The organism is Parapedobacter flavus, assembly GCF_035818675.1.
GTDB classification, from domain to species: Bacteria; Bacteroidota; Bacteroidia; order Sphingobacteriales; family Sphingobacteriaceae; genus Parapedobacter; species Parapedobacter flavus.
In genome coordinates, this window is sequence record NZ_JAYKZZ010000007.1 from 23,313 (window position 1) to 44,237 (window position 20,925).

General features: G+C 49.8%; 21 protein-coding genes. 14 read left to right on the forward strand and 7 right to left on the reverse strand.

Annotated elements, in window-relative coordinates; translation table 11 throughout:
- Nucleotides 1-38 precede the first annotated feature (38 nt).
- Nucleotides 39-1,958, reverse strand: coding sequence for an acetate--CoA ligase (gene acs / locus U9S71_RS06900; RefSeq protein ID WP_326326257.1), 1,920 nt, complete (start codon nt 1,956-1,958; stop codon nt 39-41).
- 135 nt (nt 1,959-2,093) lie between these two features.
- Here acs and U9S71_RS06905 point away from each other — a divergent pair, with 135 nt between their 5' ends.
- Nucleotides 2,094-2,942 carry a UbiA family prenyltransferase gene (locus U9S71_RS06905; protein ID WP_326326258.1) on the forward strand — a complete coding sequence of 283 codons (849 nt, stop codon included), beginning with the start codon at nt 2,094-2,096 and terminating at the stop codon, nt 2,940-2,942.
- 15 nt (nt 2,943-2,957) lie between these two features.
- Here the strand turns inward: U9S71_RS06905 and U9S71_RS06910 are convergent, their stop codons facing one another.
- Both U9S71_RS06910 and rsmA read right to left on the reverse strand, forming a co-directional pair.
- The gene (locus U9S71_RS06910; protein ID WP_326326260.1) at nt 2,958-3,908 is read right to left on the reverse strand and encodes an NAD(P)-dependent oxidoreductase; all 951 of its coding nucleotides are present in this window, start codon (nt 3,906-3,908) and stop codon (nt 2,958-2,960) included.
- Entirely contained in the window at nt 3,905-4,684 is a 780-nt protein-coding gene (gene rsmA / locus U9S71_RS06915; protein WP_326326262.1) for a 16S rRNA (adenine(1518)-N(6)/adenine(1519)-N(6))-dimethyltransferase RsmA, read from the reverse strand. The genes U9S71_RS06910 and rsmA overlap by 4 nt, the downstream gene beginning before the upstream one ends.
- A gap of 228 nt (nt 4,685-4,912) precedes the next feature.
- On the opposite strand from rsmA, the gene pdxA reads away from it, so the two are divergent.
- From pdxA to miaA, 4 genes are all read left to right on the forward strand, one after another.
- Nucleotides 4,913-5,968, forward strand: coding sequence for a 4-hydroxythreonine-4-phosphate dehydrogenase PdxA (gene pdxA / locus U9S71_RS06920; protein ID WP_326326264.1), 1,056 nt, complete (start codon nt 4,913-4,915; stop codon nt 5,966-5,968).
- A gap of 81 nt (nt 5,969-6,049) precedes the next feature.
- On the forward strand, nt 6,050-7,462 hold the full coding sequence (locus U9S71_RS06925) for a CCA tRNA nucleotidyltransferase (protein WP_326326604.1): 1,413 nt from the start codon (nt 6,050-6,052) through the stop codon (nt 7,460-7,462).
- 64 nt (nt 7,463-7,526) lie between these two features.
- Entirely contained in the window at nt 7,527-8,108 is a 582-nt protein-coding gene (locus U9S71_RS06930) for an IS1096 element passenger TnpR family protein (protein ID WP_326326265.1), read from the forward strand.
- Nucleotides 8,108-9,022, forward strand: coding sequence for a tRNA (adenosine(37)-N6)-dimethylallyltransferase MiaA (gene miaA / locus U9S71_RS06935; RefSeq protein WP_326326266.1), 915 nt, complete (start codon nt 8,108-8,110; stop codon nt 9,020-9,022). Before U9S71_RS06930 ends, miaA begins: the two co-directional genes overlap by 1 nt.
- On the opposite strand, the gene U9S71_RS06940 is transcribed toward miaA, so the two are convergent.
- The 3 genes from U9S71_RS06940 to U9S71_RS06950 all read right to left on the reverse strand — a co-directional run bounded on the left by U9S71_RS06940 (nt 9,009) and on the right by U9S71_RS06950 (nt 11,035).
- On the reverse strand, nt 9,009-10,079 hold the full coding sequence (locus U9S71_RS06940) for a branched-chain amino acid aminotransferase (RefSeq protein ID WP_326326267.1): 1,071 nt from the start codon (nt 10,077-10,079) through the stop codon (nt 9,009-9,011). The two genes, miaA and U9S71_RS06940, sit on opposite strands and share 14 nt — an antisense overlap.
- 79 nt (nt 10,080-10,158) lie before the next feature.
- Entirely contained in the window at nt 10,159-10,491 is a 333-nt protein-coding gene (locus U9S71_RS06945) for a YegP family protein (RefSeq protein ID WP_326326268.1), read from the reverse strand.
- Between the two features lie 85 nt (nt 10,492-10,576).
- Nucleotides 10,577-11,035 (reverse strand): hypothetical protein, encoded by a 459-nt coding sequence (locus U9S71_RS06950; RefSeq protein ID WP_326326270.1) that lies wholly within the window; start codon nt 11,033-11,035, stop codon nt 10,577-10,579.
- 1,048 nt (nt 11,036-12,083) lie between these two features.
- Here U9S71_RS06950 and U9S71_RS06955 point away from each other — a divergent pair.
- From U9S71_RS06955 to U9S71_RS06995, 9 genes are all read left to right on the forward strand, one after another.
- Nucleotides 12,084-12,275, forward strand: coding sequence for a hypothetical protein (locus U9S71_RS06955; protein WP_326326271.1), 192 nt, complete (start codon nt 12,084-12,086; stop codon nt 12,273-12,275).
- A 364-nt stretch (nt 12,276-12,639) separates the two neighbouring features.
- Nucleotides 12,640-12,972 (forward strand): ArsR/SmtB family transcription factor, encoded by a 333-nt coding sequence (locus U9S71_RS06960; protein WP_326326273.1) that lies wholly within the window; start codon nt 12,640-12,642, stop codon nt 12,970-12,972.
- Between the two features lie 68 nt (nt 12,973-13,040).
- Nucleotides 13,041-13,505 carry a DUF6428 family protein gene (locus tag U9S71_RS06965; protein ID WP_326326275.1) on the forward strand — a complete coding sequence of 155 codons (465 nt, stop codon included), beginning with the start codon at nt 13,041-13,043 and terminating at the stop codon, nt 13,503-13,505.
- A gap of 16 nt (nt 13,506-13,521) precedes the next feature.
- The gene (locus U9S71_RS06970) at nt 13,522-14,142 is read left to right on the forward strand and encodes a class I SAM-dependent methyltransferase (protein WP_326326277.1); all 621 of its coding nucleotides are present in this window, start codon (nt 13,522-13,524) and stop codon (nt 14,140-14,142) included.
- A gap of 11 nt (nt 14,143-14,153) precedes the next feature.
- Nucleotides 14,154-14,765, forward strand: a complete 612-nt coding sequence (locus U9S71_RS06975) for an arsenate-mycothiol transferase ArsC (protein WP_326326278.1) — start codon at nt 14,154-14,156, stop codon at nt 14,763-14,765.
- A 3-nt stretch (nt 14,766-14,768) separates the two neighbouring features.
- The gene (arsB, locus tag U9S71_RS06980) at nt 14,769-15,800 is read left to right on the forward strand and encodes an ACR3 family arsenite efflux transporter (RefSeq protein ID WP_326326280.1); all 1,032 of its coding nucleotides are present in this window, start codon (nt 14,769-14,771) and stop codon (nt 15,798-15,800) included.
- 103 nt (nt 15,801-15,903) lie between these two features.
- The gene (locus tag U9S71_RS06985) at nt 15,904-16,737 is read left to right on the forward strand and encodes an AraC family transcriptional regulator (protein WP_262250066.1); all 834 of its coding nucleotides are present in this window, start codon (nt 15,904-15,906) and stop codon (nt 16,735-16,737) included.
- 95 nt (nt 16,738-16,832) lie between these two features.
- Nucleotides 16,833-17,252: a DoxX family protein gene (locus U9S71_RS06990; protein WP_262250067.1), complete on the forward strand. Its 420-nt coding sequence runs from the start codon at nt 16,833-16,835 to the stop codon at nt 17,250-17,252.
- Entirely contained in the window at nt 17,252-18,025 is a 774-nt protein-coding gene (locus tag U9S71_RS06995) for a sulfite exporter TauE/SafE family protein (RefSeq protein WP_262250068.1), read from the forward strand. The genes U9S71_RS06990 and U9S71_RS06995 overlap by 1 nt, the downstream gene beginning before the upstream one ends.
- A 15-nt stretch (nt 18,026-18,040) precedes the next feature.
- On the opposite strand, the gene U9S71_RS07000 is transcribed toward U9S71_RS06995, so the two are convergent.
- A complete protein-coding gene (locus U9S71_RS07000) occupies nt 18,041-20,497 on the reverse strand; it encodes a TonB-dependent receptor (RefSeq protein WP_326326285.1) in 2,457 nt (818 codons plus the stop codon).
- Between the last annotated feature and the right edge of the window lie 428 nt (nt 20,498-20,925).

A 20,925-nucleotide genomic window follows, 5' to 3' on the forward strand; every position in this document is an offset into this window, starting at 1 on the left:
GGTCTAATGGGTCGGCATCATCCGTATTCTTCCGGTTTTTACCCCCTCAACTTCTCCGCACCTTCCTTGATTTCTTCTACCACGGCGGGGTCTAGCAGCGTCGTGATATCACCCAGATTGGATGTGTCGCCTTCGGCTATTTTCCGGAGGATACGCCGCATGATTTTGCCGGAGCGGGTTTTGGGCAGTCCGGTGACGAACTGGATTTTATCGGGCTTTGCAATAGCGCCGATAATACGGGCTACCGTTTGGTTGATGTCTTGACGGGTAAGGTTTTCGTCTACATGGTGGCCCGAGGCAATGATGTAGGCATATATGCCCTGGCCCTTTACAGGATGGGGATAGCCCACGATAGCCGATTCGACCACGTCGCTGTGCATGTTGATGGCGTTTTCCAGCTCGGCCGTGCCGATCCGGTGGCCCGATACGTTCAACACATCATCCACCCGGCCGGTAATGCGGTAGTACCCGTCTTTGTTGCGCAGGCAGCCGTCGCCCGTAAAGTACATGTTCTCGTAGGTGGAGAAGTAGGTCTGCCGGCAGCGTTCGTGGTCGCCATAGGTCGTGCGGATCATGCCCGGCCACGGGAACTTGATGCACAGGTTGCCGCTCACGTCGTTGCCCTCCAATTCCTTGCCGTTCTCGTCGACCAGTACCGGCTGGATACCGGGGAGTGGCAACATGGCGAAGCTGGGGATGGTGGGCGTGACGCCCGCAATGGGAGAAATAAGGATGCCCCCATTTTCGGTCTGCCACCACGTGTCGACAATCGGGGCTTTGCCCTTGCCGATTTTCTCGTTATACCAATGCCAGGCTTCTTCATTGATGGGCTCGCCCACACTGCCTAACTTACGGATGCTGCTGAGGTCTTTTCCGTCGACATACTCGTCGCCCGCAGCCATCAGTGAACGGATGGCGGTGGGGGCCGTATACAAGATGTTTACCTGGTGTTTCTCAACGATGTCCCAGAAACGTCCCGCATCGGGCCACGTGGGTACGCCCTCGAACATCAATGAGGTGGCGCCTTGCGACAGCGGACCGTAAATGATGTAGGAGTGGCCGGTGATCCAGCCGATGTCGGCGGTACAGAAAAAAACTTCGTCGGGCTGGTATTGGAATACATTGGCAAACGTATAGCCCGTGTACACCATATAGCCACCGCAGGTGTGTACCACGCCCTTGGGTTTACCCGTAGAGCCGGATGTGTAAAGGATGAACAACATATCCTCGGCGTCCATCTCCTCGGCGGGGCACGTGGGATTGCCCTGGGTTTCCACTTTCGTGATTTCGTCTTCCCACCATACATCGCGCCCTTTGATCATGGATACCGGCGTGCGGGTGCGGGTGAGCACGATAACGCGATCGACCGACTTGCACTGCACCAACGCATCATCCACGATGTTTTTGAGCTCGATGGTTTTCGTACCGCGGAACCCGCCATCTGATGTGATGACCAGCTTGCAGCCCGTGTCATTGATACGGTCGGCGATGGATTGTGCCGAGAAGCCACCGAATACCACCGAGTGGATGGCGCCGATACGGGCACATGCCAGCACGGCGATCACCAGCTCGGGTACCATGGGGAGGTAAATGCATACCCGATCGCCCTTCCGTACGCCGTTATTTTTCAGTACGTTGGAAAACTGCTCTACCTTCTCAAGCAGTTGCTTGTAGGTGAGCACCCGGTGGGCTTCGTTGGGATCATTAGGTTCCCAAACAATGGCCGGTTTGTCGCCCAGCTGATAGATGTGGCGGTCCAAGCAGTTTTCGGTGATATTCAGCTTGGCGCCCTCAAACCATTTGATGGAAGGTTCCTTGAAATTCCAGTTTAATACATTGTTCCACTTCCGCCGCCAGTAAAAGTGGTCGGCAATCCCTGCCCAGAATTCTTCAGGTTTTTCTACGCTATTTTGGTAAACCTGTTGGTATTCATCAAATGATTTGATTTGTAAATTCATATTTAGTTTAACTTTTTTGTGTTATTTTGTCGGACAATAAATTGGCCTATTCGGTATATAGAGCGGGCTAATTTACATACTTTTTGCAAAAAAGCGAATTTTCTGCCCGTGCTGCCGAATTACTATCGACGATTTTTGGATACTTTGCTCTTTAGCAATGTGTTTATCGCCTGTTGTGCCGTGGCCCAGGGGGGGATGACGTATCTGGTGCTTTCGTTGCCGGTAGATTATACCGTGCTGGCTATCCTGGGGTGTGCAACGCTGGCGCTGTATAACTTCAGCATGATTTTGGCGCGGCCGCGCCACCCGCAGTCATCCCCATTCCGGCGGGTGCGGTGGGTATTCGGGCATGAGCGGTCGCTGTGGGTGTGGACGGGCGTGGCGCTGGTGGTGGCCTTTGTGCTCGGCTTGCAACTGCACATCCCTTCGTTTATCCTGTTGGGGGTGATGGGGGTGATGGGCGTGGCCTATAACCTGCCGATTGTGCGGGTGGCGGGCGAAGAGCGGCGGGCAGGGCTGCGGCAGATCACCGGATTGAAGCTGTTTTACATCGGCTTGGTATGGGTGATGAGCAGCGTGCTGCTCCCTGTAGCGGAGGCGTACCACGATGACCTCGCTATCGTATGGCCCCACGTGTGGCAGCTGATGGCATGGGTGTTCCTCTTTGTGGTGGCGATTACCATCCCGTTTGATATCCGCGATATTTACCAGGACCGGTATTACAGACTGAAAACCATCCCCGTGTTGTTTGGCGAACGGAAGGCGTTGGTGCTTTCCACGGCATTGCTGGCCGTGCAGATGGGATGGGTGTGGCTTAGCGACCACCCGTTGGACATCCGGCTGGCATTGGTGGCTGCCTCGGGCCTGTGCCTATTCTTTATTCTGGTGCCGCCGGTTAAAAAGGATGAGTATTACTATTTCCTGGTGCTCGATGGGATGCTGATAGTGCAGTTCCTAACGGTGTGGTTGGCCCAATGGGTATGACAGCCGAAGTTATGTTTATTCCGCGGAATCCTCAATAAGACCGATCACTTTCTCCACCAGCACATCAGCGATTTTAAAGTAGCTCTCCACGCTCCAGCCGGCCACGTGGGGGCTGCAAACCACCCTGTCGTGCGCCATGAGCGGCTCGTACCAGGGCTGTTCGGCCAGTGCCGGAAATTTCTCGACGGGCAGCACATCGAAGGCTGCGCCTAATAGCCGCCCGGCATCGAGGGCGCTTAATATGGCGGGTATGTGAACGATTTCGCCCCGGGCACCATTCAGGAAGAAGATGGGTTTGCGGAAGCGGGCGAGGTATGCGGCATCCACCATGCCACGGGATGCGTCTGTGAGTGGAATGTGCAGGCTGAGCACATCGGCTTGGTCGGCCACCTCTTCCATGGTTGCCTCCGTGGCGTATTCGTCGCTGAATCCGGTTTTGTATTTGTCGTAGGCAATCACCTTCACGTCGAAGCCCGCCAGCTTACGGGCCATGGCGCCACCATTATTGCCGTAGCCGATGAGGGCCACCGTGCGCCCCGCCAGCTCCAGTCCGCGGTTCGCTTCGCGCAGCCACAAGCCGTTTCCGATTTCGGCGTTGCCGCGGTAAAGGTTGTTCATCAATCCCAACAGCATGCCGACCATGTGCTCGCCCACGGCGTTCCGGTTGCCTTCGGGAGCGTTGACGAGGGCAATGCCTTTTTTCCGTGCGTGGGCATCGTCGATGTTGTCCATGCCGGCGCCACCCCGTGCGATGAACCTGAGCTCGGGGGCGGCATCCATAAATGCCGCATCGACCTTGAACTTAGAGCGGATCACCAACCCCGTATATTGATGGATGATCTGTAACGCCTCATCTTTTCCGATGGTGGGCAGGTAGTCGAATGCAATATTTTTTGCGGTGAGCTTTTCAGCGAAAACGGGGTGGATGTCGTCTACAATAAGCAGCCGGGTAGGGAGTTTAGTCATATTCGTTGAGCAATGTCGTTGGTTAATGTGATGAAATCGGCTACAGCAAGCCGTTCCGCCCGCAAATCATAAAAGGGGTTTTCGCCCATTTTATCTTTGGGAATAACGCCCGATAGCGCATTCCGCAGGGTCTTGCGGCGCTGGTTGAAAGCGGCTTTGACCACGCGCCAAAACAGCTTTTCGTCGCAGTCTAGCGGCGTTTCCCAATTGCGCGTGAGGCGGATGACGCCCGAAAGCACTTTGGGTGGCGGGTTGAAGGCGCCGGCCTTGACCGTAAAGAGGTATTCGACGTCGTAATAAGCCTGTACCAACACGCTGAGAATGCCATATTCCTTGCCCCCCGGGGGAGCGGCACAGCGCTCGGCTACTTCTTTCTGGAACATGCCCACCACCTCGGCCACCCGCTGGCGCTCGTCTAACACTTTGAACAGGATTTGGGAGGAGATGTTGTAGGGGAAATTGCCGATAATAGCCAACTGACCGGTCATGTACGCATCGAAATCGAAGGTCAGGAAATCGCCATGGATGAGCCTGTCGCCAAGTTCGGGGTACCGCTCATGCAGATACGCTACGGATTCGCTGTCGACATCGATGAGTAACGTTCGGTAACCTTTTTCGGTTAGCAGGAAGTCGGATAGGATGCCCATTCCCGGCCCTACTTCCAACACGGTATCGTAGCCCAGTTGTGGCCGCAGGGCTGCCACGATCTTGGCGGCTGTCTGTTTATCCGTTAGGAAATGCTGCCCCAGGTGTTTCTTTGCGCGGACGCTACTCATGGTGTTGGATTGCTGTAAGCCGAGCAAAAGTAACCTTTTTTTGCAACTTTGCGGATTGCATCCTAAAATTCCTACTTTTCCGCTATTCAAATCGCTTCTCAGCGGCAGCAGAGAGATCGCTAACGTTGCTTTTTTTTTATTAAGGCGATTATAATTGCATATAAAAGCAACTTTATCTAAGTTTGGTAGCCAAAGAATAAAGTTTGGTAGCCAAAGAATACATGGGATATGAGTGATAAACTGAAAATAGGGATATCGATAGGCGACGTCAATGGCATCGGGCTTGAGGTGATTATTAAGTCGTTGATAGACAGTAGGGTGCTGGAATATTTTACGCCGATTGTTTATGGGAGTACGAAAGTGGCGTCGTTCCACCGTAAGGCATTGGGCATTAATGATTTTAGTTTCAATGTGATTGATGAGGTGCAGCAGGCGCATCTGAAGCGGGCGAATATCATCAACTGCTGGCAAGACGACGTAAAAATAACCCTCGGCGAGGAAAATGAAATTGGTGGTAAATATGCATTCCTGTCGCTGAAACGGGCGGTGGACGATCTGGTGGGTGGCGATATCGATGCCTTGGTTACCGCCCCGATCAATAAGCATAATATACAGCGGGAGGAATTTGATTTTCCGGGGCATACCGAGTACCTGCAAGCAAGAACCGAAAGTAGCGATGCCCTCATGTTTATGGTGAGCGACGAGTTGCGCGTTGGGGTAGTTACGGGGCACATTCCGGTGAAAGATATTGCACCGAATATTTCGACGGAAGCGATCGTATCCAAGTTGGCCTTGATGGATGCCAGCCTGAAGCGCGATTTCTGGGTGCGCAAGCCGAAGATAGCCGTATTGGGGTTGAACCCGCATGCTGGCGATAATGGCCTGATTGGTACGGAGGATGAATCGATTATCGCCCCGGCTATTGCCGAGGCGAAATCAAAAGGTATCTTTTGTTTTGGCCCTTATCCGGCCGATGGCTTCTTTGCATCGGAGACCTATACGAAATTTGATGCCGTATTGGCGATGTACCACGACCAGGGTTTGATTCCGTTTAAGCATATTGCTGCCCGTGGTGGGGTCAATTTCACCGCTGGGCTGCCGGTGGTACGCACCTCGCCCGACCATGGTACAGGATACGACATCGCCGGCAAGAATGTAGCGTCTGAAACATCGTTTCTCGAGGCTTTATTCTCGGCCGTACACATCGTCGCCCGTCGGCGTGAGCAAGATGTGCTGTTGTCAAATCCATTGGTCTCTAGGCGCTTGTCGCGCGATCGGGATTAATCCCCGCATTGGAGCAAGGGATTAGCCGACGAATATGTATTTTTGCCGTCAAAATACGAATTGCCGATGGCCGAGACAATCATGAGCGAATACCTGGACCACCCGATATTCGCTCTGCTGAGCGACGTGGCGAGTGAAGTGGGGGTGGACTGCTTTGTAGTGGGGGGATATGTGCGGGACCGCATCATGGGGCGCGATTTCGGGAATGATATCGATGTGGTGGTGGTGGGCAGTGGTATTGATTTTGCCACGCACGTGGGTAACCGGTTGGGGGCGAAAGTGGCGGTGTACAAGAACTTCGGTACGGCCTCCCTCCATCACGAAGGGCTGCAACTCGAATTTGTGGGCGCCCGGAAAGAATCGTACCGCGCCGACTCGCGCAAGCCCATTGTGGAAGACGGCACGTTGGCCGACGACCAGAACCGGCGCGATTTTACCATCAATGCCATGGCGCTGTCGCTCAATACCGCCGACTTCGGCAGGCTGCTCGACCCGTTCGACGGGCGTACCGATATCCTGCACCGCATCATCCGGACACCGCTCGATCCCAATGAAACCTTCTGCGACGATCCATTACGCATGATGCGGGCCATACGCTTTGCCACGCAATTGAATTTTAAGATCGATATGCCGGCCATCAAGGCGATAGCCGATAATAAGGAACGGATTAAAATCATTTCGCGGGAGCGTGTCATCGACGAGCTCAACAAGATGGTGTTGGCAGAGAAACCTTCCATCGGTTTCAAATACCTGTTTGACGTAGGTCTGCTGCAGCTTGTCTTCCCTGCCATGGCCAACCTCTATGGTGTGGAGGTCATCAACGGAAAAGGCCATAAGGATAATTTTTACCACACGTTGGAGGTGCTGGATAATGTGGCCGAGCTTAGTGACGACCTGTGGCTCCGGTGGGCTGCGATTATGCATGATATTGCGAAGCCGGCTACCAAACGCTTTGATAAACGGCACGGGTGGACGTTCCACGGCCACGAGGATAAAGGGGCCCGTATGGTGCCAAAGCTCTTTGCTGAACTCAAGTTACCGCTCAACGAAAAGATGCGTTTTGTGCAGAAGATGGTCGCCCTGCACCTGCGTCCTATTGTATTAGCGCAGGATACGGTGACCGATTCGGCGGTGAGGCGGTTGCTGTTTGAGGCGGGAAACGACACCGATAGCCTGATGCTGCTGTGCCATGCCGACGTAACCACCAAAAACGACTATAAAAAGAAGAAATACCGGCAAAATTTTGAGCTCGTTAAGCAAAAGCTGAAAGATGTGGAAGAGCGGGATCAGATCCGCAATTGGCAACCTCCCGTAACGGGCCAGGATGTGATGGACGCGTTCGGACTAAAACCCGGGAAAATGGTAGGAACCATTAAGAATGCGATCCGCGAAGCGATATTGGAAGGCGATATTCCCAATAGCAGGGAGGAAGCTTATCAATTTATGCTGGATAAAGGGAAAACGCTGGGGTTGAAACCAAAGGTGGAAGTGTAGGGATATTTTTAGATATTTTAGATATTTGTACCAGTTCAGGTAAAACAAACTGAAAGGAAGTATTATGGCTATCTATCGTTTTAGAGTTTCATTTGAAGATTACGATGACGTGACCCGCGAAATCGATGTGCTGCCGAAGCATACCTTTTTAGACCTCCATAAGGCACTGCATGCCACTACGGGCTACGATCCCGAGTTGTCGTCTTCATTCTACGTAAGTAACGACCGGTGGAAAAAGGGAACGGAAATCGCCTATTTGCCCAGTGAATTGAAAAAAGGGCAAGGCGTGGCATTGATGGAAGACTCGAAATTGAACAAGTTCGTGAACGACCCCCATCAGAAATTCTATTATGTATATAACCTTGGCCGCCCGCTTGATTTCCACGTGCAACTGATCAAGATATTGAAAGAGGAGGAAGGCAAGGTTTATCCCGCACTGTTCAAAAGTACCGGGCAGGTTCCGAAATTGCCCGGTGCCAAGGTTGTTGCTGATGATGCGGCCGCGAAGAAGGAAGACGATGCATACGATTTCCTGGGCGAGACGGAATACGGCATCAACGAGGAGGAAGATTTGGATATGCTGGATGAAGAAGAGCAGGAGGGCGGAAAAGAGGATGGGAATGAGGGGTATGAGGAAGAATATTAATGGCTTCGGCGAAGACATTGGTGTGCGTGGTTGGCCCCACCGCAGTAGGGAAAACGGCCGTGGGTATACCGCTTGCCCAGCATTTTCAAACCGCCATCCTTTCCGCTGATTCGCGCCAGTTTTATCGGGAAATGACCATTGGCACGGCCAAGCCTAGCGACGATGAGCTGGCTGCGGCGCCCCACCATTTTATTAACTCCCACCACATTACGGAAGACTATTCGGCGGGCGACTTCGAGCGCGATGCGCTGGCGCTGCTCGAGAAGTTGTTTTTGCATCATGATGTGGTGATCCTGGTGGGTGGTTCGGGGTTGTTCGTCCGCGCGGTTTGCCAGGGGCTGGACGATTTGCCGAAGGCACTGCCGGGTGTGCGCGACCGCCTGAATACCCTTTACCGGGAACAGGGGTTGGAGCCGCTCCAACGCTTGCTGCAGCAGGTGGATCCGGCATATTTCGATGATATGGACAACCAGAATCCGCAGCGGGTGATCCGTGCACTGGAGGTGTACGAAAGTACGGGTACGCCGTTCTCCCATCTCCGGCATGGACAGGCCGCGGAGCGCCCGTTTGATGTGGTTAATATTGGATTGGATACCGATCGGGAGCTGTTGTACCAACGCATCAACTCCCGGGTGGATGCGATGATGGCGGCCGGATTGCTGAACGAGGTGGAATCGTTATTGCCGCACCGTGAAAAGCCGCCATTAAAGACCGTGGGTTATGCCGAATTATTCGACTATCTGGACGGGAAGTGCACATTGGAAGATGCCGTGGATAAGATCAAGCAGAACACGCGGCGATACGCGAAACGCCAGCTCACGTGGTTCCGAAAGGATAAGACCACGGTATGGTTCGCACCCGACGACATAGCCGGGATGATTGCCTATATTTCTTCGCGAATTAGCCTACAATGACGTTCCACCCGAATTCATCATCGATGCGACCGTAGCGGAGGTCGTTGAGGTATTGGAGTACCCGGTTTGAAAACTCGCGTTGCGCGGGGTCGGGTAACGTATATACCTTACCTTCGAAGCCGATTTCGGAAATCGGTGTAAGGGTGGCTGCGGTGCCAGCGGCAAACGCTTCGGTGACGCTGCCATTTTCGATGCCATCGATCAATTCCTGTACAGATACTTTACGCTCTTCGGCCTGGTAACCCCAGTGCCGGGCGATTTCGATGATGGAACGGCGGGTGATGCCGTGCAGTATCGTTTCTGCCGATGGCGTAATGATGGTATCGCCTACCCGGAACAGCAAGTTGGCCGTGCCGGCCTCTTCAATGTATTTGTGTTCGTTGGCGTCTGTCCACATCAGCTGGTCAAAGCCTTCGGCCTGGGCCAGGCGGGTGGGGTGGAGTGACAAGGCGTAGTTGCCCGCATTTTTCGAAAAACCAACACCACCGGAAGCAGCCCGCGTGTAATGCGTTTCGATTTTCAGGCGTAGCGGCTTGTTGTAGTACGCCCCTACCGGCCCGGTGATTACGATAAATTTATAGGAGTCCGAAGGGTGTACCCCTAAGGCGGCCTCTGTAGCAAACATAAAGGGGCGGATGTATAGCGAAGAACCCTCGAGTTGGGGTACCCAATCGCGGTCGACGTCGAGCAACGCTTTAATACCGCCGACGAACAGTTCTTCCGGCAGCTCCGGCATTTCCAGTCGCGCGGCCGATTTATTGAACCGTTCGAGGTTTTTGTCGGGCCTGAAGGTGCTCACCGTGCCATCGGCAAATTTGTAGGCTTTCAAGCCTTCAAAAATGGACTGGCCATAATGGATGGCCGATGTGGCCGGACTCAGCGTCAGATCGCCGTAAGGCACGATATCCGCGTCTTGCCACTGGCCGTTGGCGTAATTTGCCACCAACATGTGGTCTGAAAAAATTTGACCGAATTTTAGGTTGTTGAAATCCACTTGCGGCAGTCTTGACTGTCGCGTTTGCTCCACCCGGATTGCTGTTGTTGCTGCCTCGCTCATAGCTATGTGATTAGGGTGGCAAGTTAGGAAAAAAAGCGGATTGGAAGAAACGATTTCATTCCGATCCGCCTTTTGGTGTTTATTCAGATTGGTCGTCCGTCGACGCGTCGGGGGCATTCCTTTTCACCGACTCGATTCCTTTGTCGCGGCCCGACGCAGATTCGTACATTTCACTCGACCCGATAATTTGGCCGTTGCCGGCTTTGAGGTTGAAGAAGGATTTTCCGTTTTTGGCCTCTTTCCGGTCGTAGCGACCGTCGTCAGTACTGTTTTTCTTTACCGACTCGATACCGTTAAGGCAGGAAGCTTTGGTGGTGTACCCCTCGCTGGTTAGAATAATTTCGCCGTTGCCGGCCTTCAGGTTGAATTGAAATTCTCCGTTCTTGCGTGTTGAGATGACAAATTTTCCCATGGTTTTACTGATTTTGATTTATGATAAGTTAACTAAATACGGATGTTTTGTAGGCTAATTTAAGGAACTGTAGCTAAAATCAAAATTAAATTTCAGGGAAACACCTCCAAGATCCCAGTTGATGGAGCGCTGGGGAGAACGTTACGTGTTGAAGCTTACCACGATAAAAAACAGGATAAGAAGGATAATCGGCAGGAATAAAAACGGAATCCCGAAACAGGATTTTCGTATCTTGAAAGATGACGGTATCAGTGCTATGGTCCCGGGTGAGTTCTTCTACGGCGTTATAATAACGACCCATAAAAGGGAACACCTGCTCCGCATTGGTGAAGACCATATTATTCCCGTCACCCTTACCAAATTCATTGTCGAACGGGGCCTTCTTAAGCCAGGCATGTAGACTTCTTCCGGTACGTGCCTTTACATCTTCATCCCAAACAAAATCTTTTGTGATACGGGTCTGACGATCACACGAAATCAGTAGCGTGCATGCGAACAGCATAACGATGGTGCGGTGAATGTGGGTTGAAATAGTTCTCTTCATGATGGTTTAAAATAATACTCAAGTGCTTAGCTCGCTGCCTTCAATCTACCGTGGTGCCGGCATGGATCGCCCAAAGTAAAATCATAATTTTAAGCATAGGCAACAATGTTCATAGCGACCTGGTTATACTGAGACAAATTTCTTCAAAAAGGAGGACTCGGCCTATCCCCAAAAACCACTATTTTCTTATTCCGATTTTGATATCGTATGGACGTGGTCTACATTTGATGGGTAATAGCGACTGACCCAAAACTGGTTTAACGAAAAAAGCCGATCAATTCCTTGACCGGCTTGCTGGTAGGGACAAGTTGTCGAATGTCGAGCCTTTTGGAGGACTATAAGGCTGTTTTGGACGCGAAGAATTTGTTCCAACAGGTCAATCACTAAACTTCTAAAATTTAACTAATCCGAGAAGTTTGTAAAAACAGGCGAATTAGCCCTGAAAAAAATGTGCAGCCAGCAAATGTTTCCTTAGCTTATTTTGTAGAAGCTAAAAAACAAATTCTTAGGCACCTAAGTGAGCCGATATGAGCCGATAAGAACCGATAATGAACATGCAGGCTTTTTTTGAGATCACGGATGATTTTTATCCACTGAATTTATGATTACGGAGAAATTGATCCATATCGGATATCTCGTCCTATGAAATCGGTTGCCTGTGATTGGCGAAGTAACCCATAAACTGATTGATATTGATCCCCCTTTTCTGCATGTCAATACAAATATACGGCAATAAGAGAAATTTGCTGCCAAAAATTTGTGGGCACGCCCAAATCAACCAGCAACAAGGCAGGGGGCATTTAAAAGTCCCAGCTCCGGCGTATTTAGGTTGCTGTCTTGAAAAATTTATATATTTATTGAATTAGCTTGAAAAGCTTGTACAATATAGTGTGATTGCCTTGAAAAACTTGTGCGTTCACTGGAAATGCAGGTCGTAAGCTTGAAAAATTTGTAACAGGACAGCGATGGACAAGGACACCCCGATACACCTGCAGGAAATTATCTTTTCCTCAGACGAACCCCGTATCAGCAGGGTCATTTTATCCGCATGCTGCAAAGGGCACAGCAATTCAGCGCCACCATCACCGGTGCGGATATGGACATGATGCAGCAGGTATTGGAAGCAAGTAATGCTTTTAAGGAGGGTGAGGAACACATCCTACGCATTGCCTCGCCGCCAAGCAACCCATGGGAACCAGACGAGGACCGGCAGGATAACGGCCGGAGTGTCCAGCGTTAGTTGTAGCAAGAAAACAGATGAAAATCGAACCCCTAGAATAAATTTGTTACTCTGGTATGTCGCTTATTTTTAGAAAGATATAATGAAAAAAGAAAAGGTTATCAGTGTAAAACTGATAACCTTTCTTTCGTGGTAGAGGGAACTTTACAAGTGTCGAACTTTGTGGAGGATTATGAGGCCATATTAAACGCAAAGAATCTACTCGGATAATTCAAATATTTTTATTCCAGCAATTTATTGTTGATTTAGGTCATTAATTACCTAAAAGCATTTTATACGCTTACATGCGCCTTCCTGTAATAAAGAAAGTTATTCTTTGCTATTTAAAAATATAATCGTAATATTGCGATGTTAAAGAAAGATTATGGGGCTTACGAAATCGGAAATATTTACGGCCGAACAGAACAAATTGGCTGCTTTGTTTAAAGCCTTAGGGCATCCGGCTAGGGTTGCCATTCTTCAGTATATCATCAATCAAAAAGCCTGTATCTGTAATGATTTAGTCGATGAATTGGGATTGGCGCAAGCCACCATTTCACAGCATTTGAAAGAGCTAAAGAACATAGGCATTATCCAAGGAACGATTGAGGGCAAAGCAGTTTGCTATTGCATTGATGAAAAACTGTGGAAACAAATCCAAGCGGAATTTAACGCATTCTTTAATCAAGAAGTAAAAGTAACCGGTTGCTGTTCATAATATTTTTTTAACCCTTATCATCGTAATATTACAATATATAATTTAGTATAAATTTTCAACTTACATTTATGAAACTATCAACAATCAAAGAAATCCTGCCAATACTGGACAATGTTGAATTTCAGTTAGCAAACGGAACGTCTGTCCCCGAACACTTCCACGTGACGGAAATAGGGCAAATCACCAAACATTTTATTGATTGCGGTGGTGTAATCCGTACAGAGAAAACGGTAAACTTCCAATTGTGGGACGCCAACGACTATGAGCACAGATTGAAGCCGACCAAGCTATTGAACATCATCAGGTTATCTGAAGAAAAATTAGGCATTGAGGATGGCGAAATTGAAGTAGAATACCAAGGTGAAACGATTGGCAAATTTGACTTGGATTTTGACGGCCAGCATTTCATCTTAAAGAACAAACAGACGGCTTGTTTGGCAAGCGATGCCTGCGGTATTACTGCGGAAAAACAAAAAGTAAGGTTATCTGAATTGAACAGCACTTGCTGTACGCCGAACTCAAATTGTTGCTGATTTACAATAATAGCAGATGAAAAATTTCAATAGAAAAACCCACTGGGAGAATATTTACGAAAGCAAACCTTTGGAAACCGTAAGTTGGTATCAGTCCAATCCGGAAACCTCGCTGAATTTTGTCAGTCAATTCAATTTGCCAACCTCAGCTAAAATTATTGACATTGGTGGCGGAGATAGTTTTTTTGTTGATCATTTGCTTGAGCTGGGCTACGAAGATATTACGGTGGTCGATATTTCAAGCGTAGCTATAGAACGGGCAAAAGTAAGATTAGGGGATAAAGCCAATGAAGTAAAATGGATTGTCAAGGATATCTCCGACTTTATACCAACAGCACATTACGACTTTTGGCACGACAGAGCAACATTTCATTTTTTGACGGACCAAAACGAAATTGATCATTATTTAAAAACCACGACCAAGGCCATTTCCAAAAATGGGATTTTAGTAATCGGTACCTTTTCCGAACAAGGCCCTACTCAATGTACCGGTATAGAGATTAAACAATATTCAGAACAGACTATGACAGATTTGTTTCAAAATCATTTTCAAAAAATGGGCTGTATTACCGTTGACCATACGACACCGTTTAATACTACTCAGAATTTCGTGTTTTGCAGCTTCCGTAAACGATAAATGCCATCAAGATGTTTCAAGCCATATCAGAAACAGCACAGCTATTGCAATTACAAAATGTCAGCAAAGAACGCAAAGACACATTACAGCCTTTAATTGATTTTGTACAGCAAAAAGCAAGCATCGGAGCAGACATAAACCTCAATTTTATCTGTACACATAATTCACGTAGAAGCCATTTGGCACAGGTATGGGCGCAGGTGGCAAGTGTGTACTTCGATATTCCGAATGTACATTGCTATTCTGGCGGTACGGAAGAAACGGCACTATTCCCGAAAGTAGCGGAAACATTGACCGACCAAGGTTTTAATATTTTCAGGATTGCGGAAACCGCTAATCCGGTATATGCCATTAAATACAGCCATGATGCATTGCCTATCATCGGGTTCTCCAAGAAATACGATAGTCCTTTCAACCCTTCATCGGCATTTGCCGCTATTATGACCTGCTCGCAGGCAGACGGCGGATGCCCATTCATTGCTGGTGCGGAAAAGCGGATACCCATCACATTTGAAGACCCCAAGATTTCAGATGGTACGTCCGAACAGGCACGGGTATATGCAGAAAGGAGTTTACAGATAGCGCAGGAAATGTGCTACGTTTTTTCGAGGATTAAAAGATAGCTGATGCAGCCGAAACTAAAGTTCCTTGACCGTTACCTTACTTTATGGATATTCCTTGCAATGGCGGTAGGTGTAGGATTGGGATATTTCTTTCCCAATATTTCCGATGTAACAGACAGCTTGTCCATAGGTACAACTAATATTCTGTTGGCAATCGGATTGATTTTAATGATGTACCCGCCATTAGCAAAAGTGGACTATTCCTTGTTGCCCCGCGCATTTAAAGACACCAAGGCAATCGGCATATCCTTATTGCTGAATTGGGTTATCGGTACGGTATTGATGTTCGGTTTAGCCGTTCTGTTCTTACGGAACGAACCCGATTACATGACGGGTCTGATACTGATTGGTTTGGCAAGGTGTATCGCAATGGTCATCGTTTGGAGTGACCTGGCAAAAGGGAACAGAGAATATACGGCATTGTTGGTCGCATTGAACAGTATCTTTCAGATAATAAGTTATAGTTTCTTTGTTTGGCTGTTCATCAACGTATTGCCGAACAAATTGGGGTTAGCCGATTTCAACGTAAGCGTATCCATGAAAGAGGTAACCGAAAGCGTACTCATATATTTGGGCATTCCTTTCTTCGCAGGCTTTATAAGCCGTTATGCATTGGTAAAGTCAAAGGGTATGGAGTGGTATAATCGGAAATTCGTGCCAAAAATATCGCCCGTTACCTTGTATGCGTTATTATTTACCATCGTATTGATGTTCAGCCTGAAGGGAGACAAGATATTGGAGTTACCAATGGATGTTGTAAAGGTGGCTGTACCGCTGATTATTTATTTCATGCTGATGTTTTTCGTAAGCTTCTTTGTCAACAAATCATTGAAGGTTCCTTATGACAAAAACGCTTCCATTGCATTTACAGCCACAGGGAATAATTTTGAATTGGCGATAGCCGTGTCGATCGCGGTATTCGGCATCCATTCGCCACAGGCATTTGTGGGCGTTATCGGCCCACTCGTGGAAGTACCAATATTGATACTGTTGGTGAGGGCAAGCCTGTGGCTAAAAAAGCGATATTACACATAAATTCCTACGGATCATTCGCGAAACATCTTGTTTACCATAGTGATAGGAGTAGGTTTATTAAGTTTCCAAGAAAATAGTCTATTTTAGACTGGAAATACGATCAATGAGGAAAGCTGTACATAGACACGTTGCCGTAAAGGATAAGACTGAGTCGCACCAGCACATCAAAATCGCGGAGTTCCGGAAAAATGTACGCAAAACGAATCCGCATAAGCACAACAGTTATTTTGAATTCGTCTTATTACTACGGGGCAGCGGTTCGCATACCATTGACGGCAGGTCGTATGCTGTGAATCCCCCAGTATTGTTCATTATCCGCAGGGAGCAGGTGCACCATTGGGAACTTGATGATGAGCCAGAGGGGTATGTACTGATTATCAAAAAACAGTTTATCGACGACAGTGTTGACAAGGCATTGAAGGAGCTCTTGTTGCGGATGAGCGGCCATAGCTGCCTTTACCTGGAAGACGCCACCCCCGTCGCAGCGCTGTTCGGATTGTTGCTGGCCGAATGTCAAAAACCGGCTCATGGAAACGCCGAGGTGAGGGAAGGCTTGCTCAAGGCTCTTTTAGGAATTTCGTTGCAACAAGCACCCTATCCCAAAAAGCAGTCCGGGGCCAAGACGGATATCTATCAGCGTTTTGAAGAGTTGCTCGGGCATACCGACACGCTTCATAACAGCGTGGCCCATTATGCGCTTTTGTTGAATACGACCCCCCAGAACCTGAATGCAGTCTGTCGCAGAGTAACCGGTGAGCCAGCGGCTTCGGTACTGGCCGCGCACCTACTGGGCGAGGCTAAGCGCCTGCTGCTTTACACGGATCTCACTGTGGGCCAGATCGCGGGCTGCCTGAATTTCAAGGATGATTCGCATTTCATCAAATACTTCAGGAGGCATATCGGATCCACCCCCCAAGCATATCGGCAATCGGCATAGGTTGGCCACTATACCGCTAATACCATCATATTTTCAAATACACCATAGATCTCGGTCGGTGCGTGTTAATTTTGTTATGAAAAGCAGACACACAGATGAAAAATATACTGAAAACAGACGGGTCATCAACAACCCTCATTATCCGTTTGATGGTGGGGGTTGTATTCCTGTCAGAGGGCATACAGAAGTTCCTGTTTGGGGAAACACTCGGCGCCGGGCGGTTCGCCGAAATAGGCCTGCCCAATCCGGAGTTCCTGGGACCTTTTGTGGGGAGCTTTGAGATTACCTGCGGTACGCTGGTACTGTTGGGGTTGCTTACCAGACTTGCCGCCATCTCGCTGCTTTGCATCATGCTGGTGGCCATGGCTACCACTAAAGCAGATACCTTTGCCAATGCGGGTTTCTGGGCGATGATGCATGGCAGCCGTACTGATTGGGCCATGTTGTTAGGCAGCCTTTTCCTGCTTATCCGCGGTGGCGGGCGCTGGTCCGTTGATCGTAAAATCGGTGGCTGATGGAAATCCTGATCCTGTCATTGGCCGCTTTCCTTGTAGCGGTGCTCACCTTTTTCTCGGGGTTTGGCTTGGGCACCATCCTCACGCCGGTATTCATGGTCTTCTTTCCGGTAGACCTGGCCATAGCGCTCACAGGCGTGGTCCATTTCTTCAATAACCTGTTCAAGCTGGCGCTGGTAGGCAGGCAAGCTGACCGGTGGGTGACCATACGCTTTGGGGTACCTGCGGTTATTGCCGCTTTTTTCGGCGCATGGCTGATGCTAAGGATGAGCAATCTGCCCCTGTTGTTTTGCTATAGCCTGGGTGGCAATGTCTTCGAGGTTTATCCCGTTAAATTCACCGTCGCCATCCTGCTCATCGTGTTTGCCCTGATTGAGCTGTTTCCCTATTTCAACTGCTTGGCGTTCGGCCGTGATAAGCTACCCCTCGGCGGTGCGTTGAGCGGCTTCTTTGGCGGCCTTTCCGGCAACCAGGGAGCCCTGCGCAGCGCCTTCCTGATCAAGGCCGGGCTGTCCAAAGAAGCGTTCGTGGGCACGGCCGTGGTCGTATCGGCGGTTGTGGACCTTACGCGGTTATCAGTCTACGCCACGCGGTTTGCCGCATCGGACCTTCATGACAACCTCGTGCTGGTGGGTTGTGCCATTGGCGCCGGTATCCTTGGCGCGTATGTCGGAAACCGGCTACTGAAGAAAGTAACGCTGAATTCCATCCAGGTACTGGTAGCGGTTATGCTGATTGCCGTTTCGCTTGCGTTGGGGGCGGGATGGATTTAGCCGCTCCTATTTGACTTAGAACTCCTTCTCTCCGAATTCGCTTGCGGGCAACTTGATTTGACGGGTTAGCCGATTCAGGTTGAACGAAAGGTTGAGCATGATCACATCGGTTTCATAGATGTAATTGGTCGTGGTGTAGAGGTCAGGCGCCCAGGTGGTGATCCGCTGCTCGTTGCTGGGCAAAATACCCATCCCGATGTTCTGCCATTGCACAAGTGCCGTCAGTGCGCCATCCATAAAGGTATGCTTCAACGAGAGGTTGGGCGAAAGGAAACGCGAATCTTCCCCCTGTACCGTCGGCCGGGCAGACAGGTAATTTACGTTGCCCTGGATACTGAACTGCCTGGTCAACTGAAAATTGGCATTGCCGTTGATGGAGTATACCCAGGCCTGGTTTTCACGGGCTTCGGCATAGTCCAGAACGACCCCGGTTGTCCGGCTATGGTACATGTTGGCACCCAGGTACAGCTGCGCCCATTTAGCCGGGGTATAATTGGTGCCGAGTTCAAAGCCGATGCGCCGCGCCCGATCGGCATTGGTGAAAACGCGGTTCAGGATGGTATCCGCGAATACGCTGTTAACGCGCTGGATAGGGTTTTTGATGTCCTGGAAATAGGCGGTTGCAAAAAAAGAACCCTGCTTAAATTCGTTGATAATCCCCAGCTCTGCCAGATAGATAAACTCAGGCAACAGGTTCGCGTCGCCTTGTTCCAGCGTTTCCGAATGTTCCCGTTCGGGAATGGGGTTCAATTCGAAGTTGCTGGTCCGCTGCACCCGCCGGCTGATACCGGCTTTGGCCTTCCATCCGCCATCAAAATTATACAGCGCGCTTGCAGATGGAAACAAGTTGTGCAATGCCAGCAGGTAATTATCATCATCGATGGAGCTGACGTCCAGATCGCGGTTGGCATATTCATAACGTAAGCCGCCTACATACTCCAGTCTATCGGACTTGCCCGAATACTGGGTATAGACCGAATGGATCTGATTGATTGCCTTCACATCGCCCGTAAACTCCGGTACAGTCGTGAAATCCGTTTCACCGGTTTCCTTTACCGAATATACGAATCGGCCATCCTGCATATCCAACCGGTACTGGTAGCCGCTTTCCAGTGTCCCCTGTCCAACAGGCATAGCAAGGTCAACCTTTCCGCGGAATCCATCCAGCGGATTCCGGTACGTGCTCTCCGTATTCTGTATGGTATCCGCGCCCACGATGTTCCGGTTAAGCGTCGAGCCATTCAGGCCGGCGTGTTCATACAACGCAGAAAAACTAAGCTTGGTACCACTTGAAAAGGTATGGCTGTAATCGAGATTTCCCAGGATGAAATCGCCCTGTTTGTTTTGCAGGTTGGCGTTGAAATACCGGTGCCGTCCAATGACAGTACCGGTGCCGACCTCGGTCGTGACGTTGTCATAATCAATATCCGCAACCCGATCCTGGAATTTATGGCCGGCGAAGAAGCCGGCTGATAGCTGGTTGCGGGTGTTCGGCGTGAAGATGACGTTGAACCGGCCGCCGTAGTTGTATTTATCAAAGCTGCGCTCACCATAGGAGGGAAACGACGTTTTCCGGTTACCGATGATGGTAAAGACATCCCCGTCGCGGAGACCGGCGTTGTCGTTGCGGAGGTAGTTGGCCCCAGCCGAAACATCCCATTTGCCTTTCCGGAAGTTTGCCGTTACATCAGCGCCGTAGCGTTGCTGCCTTTCGGCATTGCCGTAGTCATTGGTGGATGGTAGCCCCCCCTGGATATTGGTGATGAGCGCAAACCCATCATCCGCCCCCTTTTTTGTAGTCACGTTGATGATTCCGCCCCTGCCGTCCGGATCATACTTGGCCGAGGGCGAGGTAATCAATTCGATGTTTTCAACCTGATTTGCCGGAAGCTGGCTAAGGAATGTGGCGGCATCGGTCTGTACGGGTTTCCCGTTGACCAGCAAAAGGAATCCCTGGGCACCCCGCATGGTGATCTGGCCCTGACCGTCTACCGAAACCGACGGCATATTACGAATCACATCGATGGCCGTACCTCCTTTGGCGGCCTCGAATTGCTCCGCCCGGTAAACCTGCTTATCGATCTTGTTCGCGCTTTGCAGCTGCCGACCCGTTACCTGCACTTCATTTAAGAATTGCGGGTTCACGTTGAGCGCGATCTGGCCTAAATCGACGGCTTGTTTATCGGCAACCGCGACGCGCAATGATTCAGCCGTCTCGTAGCCTAAAAATTGCAGGCGCACGAAGTAATTACCCGGCTTCACCTTATCAAATAAAAAGCTGCCATCAGCATCGGAAAGCTGGCCGTTAACCAGGGAAGAATCTTTGGCAAGATGCAACGACACGCTGACAAAAGCTAATGGGCTTTCAGCCGCTTTATCGAAGGCGACACCTTTGAGGGACCCCGTTTGTGCGGTAATCTCTCCGGTCAGTAAAACCAGTACGCAGGCGAGCAGTAGGTATATTTTCTTCATTCTCTGTCCAAGATGATATTGATAGCTAATTAATATTGAGCGCCGCAAAGTTAATCGGTTAACCTGCCGATTGATGGTCTATTTGAAAATATGTTGGTACAAACCAACGTAAAGGAGTTGGTCCGAATTGGCCACGGGAAGGTAAAGTTACTGGGGGCGTTACAAAAGATTTCGACCTGTAAAAAGTCACCGCCGGACAGGTGCCTCAGATGGCAGAACTAACCATCGATGAGAACTTTTGTGAACCATGGTCGGGCGTCGCGAGTATTTTTCATAATCCTTTGGCAAAATACCCCTTAGATCCGAATTCTCAGACTTAAACGGCTTTCCCCGAACCGCCATCCTTTTCATCCGCCCGTTCAGTTTTGCCTATCTGCATTGCTAGAAAATCTCTTAAGACATATTGATATTTTGGTGGGTAAATTATC